The 8116-nt window shown below is 72.6% G+C and carries 8 protein-coding genes; 1 reads left to right on the top strand and 7 read right to left on the bottom strand.

What is annotated here, in order from left to right; genetic code table 11:
• The coding region (locus VGW35_21585; GenBank protein ID HEV8310265.1) for a TerB family tellurite resistance protein at window positions 1-562 on the top strand (562 nt) is incomplete at its 5' end.
• A 123-nt stretch (window positions 563-685) separates the two neighbouring features.
• On the opposite strand, the gene VGW35_21580 is transcribed toward VGW35_21585, so the two are convergent.
• The 7 genes from VGW35_21580 to VGW35_21550 form a co-directional block, all read right to left on the bottom strand.
• On the bottom strand, window positions 686-1582 hold the full coding sequence (locus tag VGW35_21580; protein HEV8310264.1) for an ABC transporter permease: 897 nt from the start codon (window positions 1580-1582) through the stop codon (window positions 686-688).
• On the bottom strand, window positions 1572-2501 hold the full coding sequence (locus tag VGW35_21575; protein ID HEV8310263.1) for an ABC transporter permease: 930 nt from the start codon (window positions 2499-2501) through the stop codon (window positions 1572-1574). Before VGW35_21575 ends, VGW35_21580 begins: the two co-directional genes overlap by 11 nt.
• Window positions 2502-2550: 49 nt before the next feature.
• The gene (locus VGW35_21570; protein HEV8310262.1) at window positions 2551-3798 is read right to left on the bottom strand and encodes a M20/M25/M40 family metallo-hydrolase; all 1248 of its coding nucleotides are present in this window, start codon (window positions 3796-3798) and stop codon (window positions 2551-2553) included.
• Window positions 3798-5381 (bottom strand): ABC transporter substrate-binding protein, encoded by a 1584-nt coding sequence (locus VGW35_21565; GenBank protein HEV8310261.1) that lies wholly within the window; start codon window positions 5379-5381, stop codon window positions 3798-3800. Before VGW35_21565 ends, VGW35_21570 begins: the two co-directional genes overlap by 1 nt.
• A 93-nt stretch (window positions 5382-5474) precedes the next feature.
• Entirely contained in the window at window positions 5475-6746 is a 1272-nt protein-coding gene (locus tag VGW35_21560) for a hypothetical protein (GenBank protein HEV8310260.1), read from the bottom strand.
• 113 nt (window positions 6747-6859) lie between these two features.
• Window positions 6860-7621, bottom strand: coding sequence for an SDR family oxidoreductase (locus VGW35_21555; GenBank protein ID HEV8310259.1), 762 nt, complete (start codon window positions 7619-7621; stop codon window positions 6860-6862).
• Window positions 7622-7629: 8 nt separating this feature from the next.
• Window positions 7630-8116 (bottom strand): amino acid ABC transporter ATP-binding protein (locus tag VGW35_21550; protein ID HEV8310258.1); only part of this gene is annotated, 487 nt, incomplete at its 5' end.

Below are 8116 nucleotides of genomic sequence, written 5' to 3'. Positions count from 1 at the left end.
CGAGGAATTCATGGGCGACCGGAAGCGGGCGCTCGAGGAGGAATTCTTCCGGCAACGGGAGCGGGCGCTGCTGGAGCGCCTGCGCGGCGAGCACGCGCGGCAGACCGCGAGGCAGGCGCTGGCGTCGGCGTCGGGAATCAGCGACGACGTCGTGCTGACCCGGCTCGTCGAGCTGGGCATCGAGCCCGACACGCTCCTGGCGCTCCGGCTGGTGCCGCTGATCGAGGTGGCGTGGGCCGACGGGCGGCTCGACGACCGCGAGCGGCAGGCGGTCCTGTCCGGGCTCGAGACGGCCGGCCTCAAGCCGGGGAGCGCCGCCTACGCGATCGTCCAGGGCTGGCTCGCCAGCCCCCCGCCGGCCTCCGTGCTGGACGCCTGGACCAGCTACACGTCGGCGCTCTGCGCGCGGCTGGCTCCCGGGGAGCGCGCGAACCTGCGCGCCAGCGTCATGGGCCAGGCCCGGGCGGTCGCCGAGGCCGCCGGAGGCTTCCTCGGCGTCGGGCGGATCTCCCAGGCCGAGGAGGAGATGCTCCGGCGCCTCGAGCAGGCCTTCGGGGCTTGACCCGCCGCCAGCCGGCGCCGACCATCGAGCGGGTGGTGCATCGAGGAGTGCTCGAGCGGCGGCTGTGCCGCCGCAACCGAGGGGGGGCATCGGGGGGGTCTTCCGAAACCCCCCCGAAATGACCTAGCGGAGTCTGGGGTTCAGGGCGTCGTTCAGGCCGTCACCGAAGAGGTTGAAGGCCAGCACCGCGAGCATGATCGCCAGACTCGGGAACAGCACGATGTGGGGCGCCGTCTGGAGGTAGGCGCGGCCCTGGTTCAGCATGAGTCCCCATTCGGCGGCGGGCGGTTGGGCGCCCAGGCCGAGGAACCCGAGGCCGGCCGCGGTCAGGATCGCGGTCGCGATCCGCAGGGTCGACTGGACCAGAAGCGGCGACAGCGCGTTCGGCAAGACGTGACGCAGGACGAGGACCGGCGCCGAGACTCCGAGGGCCCGCGCCGCTGAGACGTAGTCGCTCTGGCGGATCGTGAGCGTGGACGCCCGGACGAGACGGGCGAAGATGGGGACCGAGCTGAGGCCCACCGCCAGCATGGCGCTCTCCGCCCCCGCCCCCAGGATCGTCACGATCAGGATGGCCAGCAGCAGCGCCGGGAAGGCCAGCATGACGTCCATCACGCCCATCAGGAGGAGATCGGCGGTCGGGCCGCCGTAGCCGGCCACGAGGCCCACCGGCACCCCGAGGGCGAGGGCCACCGCGACCGCGATGAGACCGGTCGCGAGCGACAGCCGCGCCCCGTAGAGGAGCCGGCTCAGGATGTCGCGCCCGACCTCGTCCGTCCCGAGCCAGTGCTCCGGGTCCGGGCCCTGGTACGCCCGCGCGAGGCTGACGGCCGTCGGGTCGAACGGCGCCAGGACCGGCGCCAGTCCCGCCGTCAGCGCGAGCAGCACGATCAGGGCGAGACCGACGATCGCCGCGCCGTCGGCCAGCAGGCGCCGCAGCGCGCCGGCCGACCGCCCGCGCGGGGCGGTGGCGGACCGGGCCACCCCCGCCGCCAGCTCGAGCGAGGCTTCAGGCGCCATACCGAATCCGGGGGTCGAGGACGGCGTAGAGCACGTCCACGACGACGTTGATGACGAGGTAGCCGACCGCGATCAGGAGGACGGCGCCCTGGACCGCGGGGTAGTCGCGGCTCGCGATCGACTGCACCAGGAAGCGCCCGAGGCCGGGCCAGGCGAACACGACCTCGACGAGCACCGCGCCGCCGAGCATGTACCCGAGCTGGAGGCCGACGACCGTGACCGTCGGGATCAGGGCGTTCCGGAGCGCGTGTCGCCACACCACCGCGCGCTCCGCGAGTCCCTTCGAGCGCGCCGTCCGCACGTAGTCCTGACCGAGCACCTCGAGCATGTTGGCCCGCGTGAGCCGCGCGACGTTGGCGACCGGAAAGGCGCCGAGCGTCAGGGCCGGGAGGACGAGGTGCCAGAGCGACCCGGCCCCGGCGGTGGGGAAGAGCCCGAGCCGGACGGCGAAGACGAGCTGGAGGAGGACGCCGATGACGAAAGCGGGCGCGGTGATCCCGATCAGCGACAGGAACAGGCTCGCCCGGTCGAGCCAGGTCCGCCGCCGAACCGCCGCGGCGATCCCGAGCGGAACCCCGACGGCCACCGTGACGGCGATCGCGGCGACGGCGAGGGTCAGCGTGTTCCCCAGGCGGCCGTGGAGCTCGAGGCTCACCGGCCGGCCGCTGCGGATGGACAGCCCGAGGTCGCCGCGCGCCAGGTGCCCGACGAAGATCCCGTACTGGACGTAGAGGGGGCGGTCGAGGCCGAGCTGGCCGCGTAGCCGCTCGATGTCGGCGGCAGTCGCGCGGTCGCCGGCGAAGATGAGGGCGGGATCGCCGGGAATGAGGCGCATGGCGACGAAGACGGCGAGCGTGACCCCCAGGAGAATGGGGAGGCTGGCCAGGAGGCGGGCGGCGAGGTACCGGCCGGGGATCATCCCACCCTCACCCTCCCGGGGAAGGGAGAGCGTGGGGATGGGACACGCATCAGACGGCGGGGCGGTTACACAGGTCGGCGGCGACGAGGGCGTAGACGCGCGCCGCCGCCACGATGTCGCGGAGCTCGACCTTCTCGTCCGGCCGGCTCAGGAACCGCCCTCCGGGCCCGTAGAGGAGGCCCGGGATGCCCGCGTTCCAGAGGTGGGCGGCGTCGGAGCCCGCGAACTTCGTCACGCCGCCCCACTCGGGCTCGCGCCCCAGGACCGCGCGGTGGGCCCGCGCGGTGGCCTGGACCACCTCCGTCTTCTGCGGCACGTAGAACGGCGGCATGAACAGGTGCCTGGTCCGGTCCGTGAGCTCGACCTCCGCCCGGAGGAGCGGCCGGCGGGCCCGCACCCGCGCGATCAGCCGCTCGAGGTCGGCCTTGACCGATTCCGGCGTCTGGCCCGGCACGATGCGGACGTCGAGGAGGGCATAGGCGTAATCGGGGACGAGCCCGATGCGCCACTCGAGGCACTCGCGGGTCATCCCCGCCCGGACGGCGCCGACGTTGTGCTGCGGCAGCCCCTCGAACTCCGGGTTCGGATCGAAGGCGAGCCAGGAGTCGACCGGGTGCGGCGTGTAGCTCGGTCCCAGCTCGCGGAGGATCTCCAGCAGGTGCTCGACGGCATGGTTCAGGGCGCCGGTGCGGGTCGTGTAGTGGCGCATCTCGCCGTAGACCTGGAGGCGCAGCAGCACGACACCGGCGTGCATGTTGACCACGGCCAGCTCGGTGGGCTCGCCGTCGATGAAGTGATCGGCCTTCACGCCGGTCCGGATGGCGTGCTGCGTCCCCTTGCCGCCCTCCAGCTCGCCGGCGACGTACTCCACGACGATGTCTCCGGCCAGCGCCACGCCGGCCCGCTTCAGCCCGCGGATAGCCGCGATGTAGGCCGCGTCGGCCGCCTTCATGTTGGCGATGCCGAGCGCATAGACCCAGCCGTCCTCGACGACGGCGGCAAAGGGATCCCGTGTCCATCCCTCACAGAGCATGTTGTGGTCGAGGTGGCCGTTGAACATCAGGCTCTGTCCGCCGCCGCGCCCGCGCAGGCGGCCGATCGCGTTCGGCCGGCCGGGCTCGACCTCGGGAAGGGCAACCTCCATGCCGAGGCCCGCCATGGTCTCGGCGAGGAACTCGGCCAACGCGCGCTCGTGGCCGCAGAAGCTCGGGATGCGCAGCACCGCCTGGGTGATGGGGAGCGTCAGCTCTTCGTCGATCGCGGCGACGATCCGGGAGACCAGGGCCGCGTCGAGCATCACTTGATCCACGCCCGGCGCACGTCGACCAGCCCGGCCGAGCTCGGGATGGCGGTCACCCCCTCGAGGGTGACCCGCCGGCCGACCGCCTCCCGTCGCTCGGCGAGGAAGATCCAGGGCGCGTCCTGCCAGACGAGCTGCTGGGCCTCGCGGTAGAGCGGAGCGCGCTTGTCGAAGCCGATGGTCGCGGCGCCCCTGGCGAGGAGGTCGTCGACCCGCGGGTTCCGGTAGAGCGCCACGTTGCTCCCGGCCGGCGGCGCCATCGCCGAATGGAGGACGATGCGCATCCCGCTGTCCGGATCGGCGGTGCCCCAGGAGAGGAGCGCCATGTCGAAGCCGCGCTCGGCGGCCGGCTTCCGCGCGGTCGCGAGGTAGGTCGCCCACTCCTGTGCCGAGAGCTTCACCTCGACCCCGACCGCCTTCAGGTACGCCTGCACGGCCTGCGCCATCTCCGGCCAGCCCGAGTGGCCGGCGGTCGGGATCAGCAAGGTCAACGACAGCCGCTGCCCGTCCTTCTCGAGGATGCCGCCCGCCCCGGGCCGCCACCCCGCCTCGGCCAGGAGCTGCTTCGCGCGCTCGGGGCTGTAGTCGTAGCTGCCGACGCTCGCGTACATGCGATACCCGGAGCCGATCGGGGAATCGGCCACCCGCCCCACCCCGAACAGGTTCGTCTGGACGATTTGCCGCTTGTCGACCGCGTGGTTGAGCGCCTGGCGCACCCGGACGTCGGCGAGCTTCTGGGTGTCGAGGGCGATGTACTGCCAGCTCGTCGCGGCCGGCACGTCGACGGCCAGGCTCCTGTTGCCCTGGAGCCGCTTCACGTCCTGCAGCGGCACCTGAGCGATGAGCTGGGCCTCGCCGGTCTCCAGGAGCGACGCCCGCGTCCCGCCCTCCGGGACCGGCCGCACCACGACCCGGTCCAGGTTCGGGCGTCCGTCCCAGTAGTCGGGGTTCGCCTCGAGGACGAGCTGGTCGCCGCGGGTCCAGCTCGCGAGCTTGAAGGGGCCGGTGCCGGTGGGAACGATGCCGGACACCGGGGCCTCCTTGATCGACTTCGGGCTCTGAATGGCGCCGAAGCCGCTGTCGGCCATGTTGTCGAGCAGGGCTCCGACCGGCTCCTTGGTGACGAGCCTCACCGCGTGCTCGCTGACGACCTCCGCCGCCTGGACCCCCGCGTAGGCGAAACGACCGGCCAGGAGCCGGTTCTCCGGATTCAGGGCGCGGTCGATGTTGAACTTGACCGCCTCCGCGTTGAAGGGCGTCCCGTCGTGGAACTTGACTCCCTTGCGGAGGTGGAAGGTCCAGGTGCGGCCGTCGCCCGAGGTCTCCCATCGCTCGGCCAGACGCGGCACGAGCTCGAGCTTCTCGTTGTGCTCGACGAGGCGGTCGAAGACGTTCCGGCCGAGCACCATCCCGGTGAGCAGAGCGAAGGACTTGTGGACGTCCGTCTGATCCACGTCCTGGTGCGTCGCCCAGGTGAGGATCCCGCCGCGCCTGGGCTGACCGGCCGGCCCCGTGACCAGCAGCGCCACCGCCACCAGGGCTGCCAGGGCGCACAGGCCCCGTCGGTTTCGATTCGGCATCGACGATCTCCTCTCACGGAAGGGGGAGGGCTGCCCGCGACAGCCCTACGCTACCCGGGGCCTCCCGGGGTGTCAATCGACGGGAAGGCCCGCTCAACGGCCCGAGACCGGGAGGAGCCGCCGCCGCTCGAGCTTCTCGTCGTCCAGCTCGTCGATCAGCGCCTCGGCCGCCGCCAGCAGGCGCATCAGCCGGTCATACGGAGCCGGTTTCGGCCCAGCCGGCGTCGGGCCGGCCGGGTCGAGGAGCTCGCCCACATCGCCCGCCCGGGCCCGGATCAGGGCGATCTGCCACCTCACCCGATCTCTGGTCACCGGCTCCCCGATCGTCGCGGCCGTTCGTCGGCTCCCCTCGATGTCGCCCGACTCGGCCTGCGCCTCGGCGATCGCCGGCAGCAGCTCATCCCGGTCGGCCTCGAATCCGGGAGTGGCGGCGGCCTGCAGCGCGCCAGCGAGGTCGCCTGCCCGGACCCGGCTCTCGGCTACCCCGCTCAGCGCCGAGGTCCTCGCCTGTCGGTCCTGGATGGCCGCGACGCTCTGCATGGCCCCCTTGAGGTCGCCCGTCCTGGCCTGGGCTCGGGCGACCGCCCCCAGCACGAGGTCGCGTTCCGTCTCTCGCGCGAGCTCGCCGACGATCTTCCCCGCGGCCGCGATGTGCCCGCCCTCGGCCAGCATCCGCCCGATGCCCATCAGCGCGCCGTCTCCCCACCGACCCGGTGGGAGAAGGGCGACCGTCTGGCGCGCACCGCGCTCGTCCCCGGCCCTGGCCTGCGCGCCAGCGACCTCCACCAGGACCAGGAGCCGGGCGGCGCCTCGCGGCGACATGGCGCTGGCCGTCTTCAGGGCTTCGGCGATGCGCCCGGTGGCCGCCTGCTGGAGGCCCAGGATCGCGCGCAGGCCATCCCGGAGCCGGTCGTCCTGGAGGAGCGCCGCCGTCTGCTCGGCGCCGGCGACGTCGCCGCTCAGCGCCTGGGCCTGGGCGATCTCGGCCAACAAGACTCCGGTCAGCGCTTCTTCCTGCACCGAGGTGACCGTCGCGAGCGCGCCCGCCACGTCCCCCGTTCGGACCTGCGCCTTGACGATCGCCTTCAGCGCGTCCCGCCGCGCGGGCTCGCTCGGTAGCCCCGCCACCGTCTGCAGGGCGCCCCCGACATCGCGGGCCCTCGCCTGAGCCACCGCGATCGCGCCCAGCGCCTCGATCCGGGCGGCGTCGTCGGAAGGCACCGCCGCGCTCTGCTGAGCCCCCGCGACGTCGCCGATCCAGGCCTGCACCCGAGCGACCCCCGTGAGGGCCCGGCGCTCGTCCGGAGTCGACAGCGCGGCGGCCTCCTTCACGGCCGCGTCGACGAGCCGGCGGAGCGCGGTCATCCGGCTCGCCTGGCCCGATGGCGAGGGCTCCAGACCGGCGGCCACCGGCGGGCCAGCCAGAAGAAGGAGCAGCGTGGCCAGCCGCAGAAAGAGGGGCAGCGTACCCGCCCCCGCTACCCGGCCAGCCAGCCGCCGTCGACGACCAGCAGGCTGCCCGTGCTGAAGGACGAGTCGTCGGAGGCGAGGTACAGCGCGGCCTGGGCGACTTCCCGGGCGCTCCCAAACCGGCCCATCGGATGCCGGCTTCGGGACCGCTCCCGGGCCAGCTCGGGATCGGCCTGACGCGCGAACGATCGCTCCAGCATGGGAGTCTGGATCGCCCCCGGAATGAGGACGTTGGCCCGAATCCCGTCGGCGGCGTGATCTAGGGCGACGGTACGGGTGAGGGCGATGACCGCCGCTTTCGAGGCGATGTAGGAGGCATTGCCCCGCCCTCCGGCCAGCGCGAGCTGCGAGCCGACCGTGATGATGGACCCGCGCCGACGGGCCGTCATGCTGGGGAGCACCGCCTTGATCCAGAGATAGGTCCCGCGCACGTTCACCTGGAAGACCCGATCCCACACCCCGGGGGGCGTGGCGGTCACGGTGCCGCCAACCGAGATGCCCGCGCAGGTCACCAGAACATCGATTCCCCCCCAGTCCGTAGTAATCGCCATCGTGGTCCGCTCGACGGCCTCTTCGTCGGTCACGTCGGCGCCGAACCCGCGGGCCGATCCGCCGACCGCCCCGATCGCGCGCTCGACGGCCAGAGCCGCCTCCTCGTGCTCGTCCACGGCCGCCACGCGGGCGCCCTCCTCCGCCAACAACTCCGCCACTGCGCGGCCGATGCCTGAGCCCGCGCCCGTGACCACCGCCACCCGGCCGGCTAGCTTCACGGGCTGCCTCAGACGAGGATCTTCTCCAGAAAGCGGCGGATCCGGTCGTGCCGCGGGCGACTGAAGATGGCGTCGGGGGTCCCGACCTCGACGAGCTTGCCCTGGTCCATGAAGACGACCCGGTTGGCGACCTTCTTCGCGAAGCCCATTTCGTGGGTGGCCACCACCATCGTCATCCCCTCGCCGGCCACCTGCTCCATCACCGCCAGCACCTCGCCCACCAGCTCGGGATCAAGCGCGGAGGTCGGCTCGTCGAACAGCATGACCTTCGGGTTCATTGCCAGCGCGCGGGCGATGGCCACGCGCTGCTGCTGGCCGCCGGAGAGCTGGGCCGGATAGTTCTGCGCTTTATCTGGAATGCCGACGCGGGTGAGCAGCTCCATGGCGATACGCTCGGCCTCGGCGGCCGACAGCCCCTTCACTTTTCGCGGCGCCAGCGCGATGTTCCCCAGCGCTGTGAGATGCGGAAACAGGTTGAAATGCTGGAAGACCATG

Source organism: Candidatus Methylomirabilota bacterium (assembly GCA_036005065.1).
Taxonomy (GTDB): Bacteria; Methylomirabilota; Methylomirabilia; order Rokubacteriales; family DASRDR01; genus DASYQW01.
Note: the sequence above shows the minus strand (reverse complement) of the source record. Positions and strands in the feature narration are given on the sequence as shown.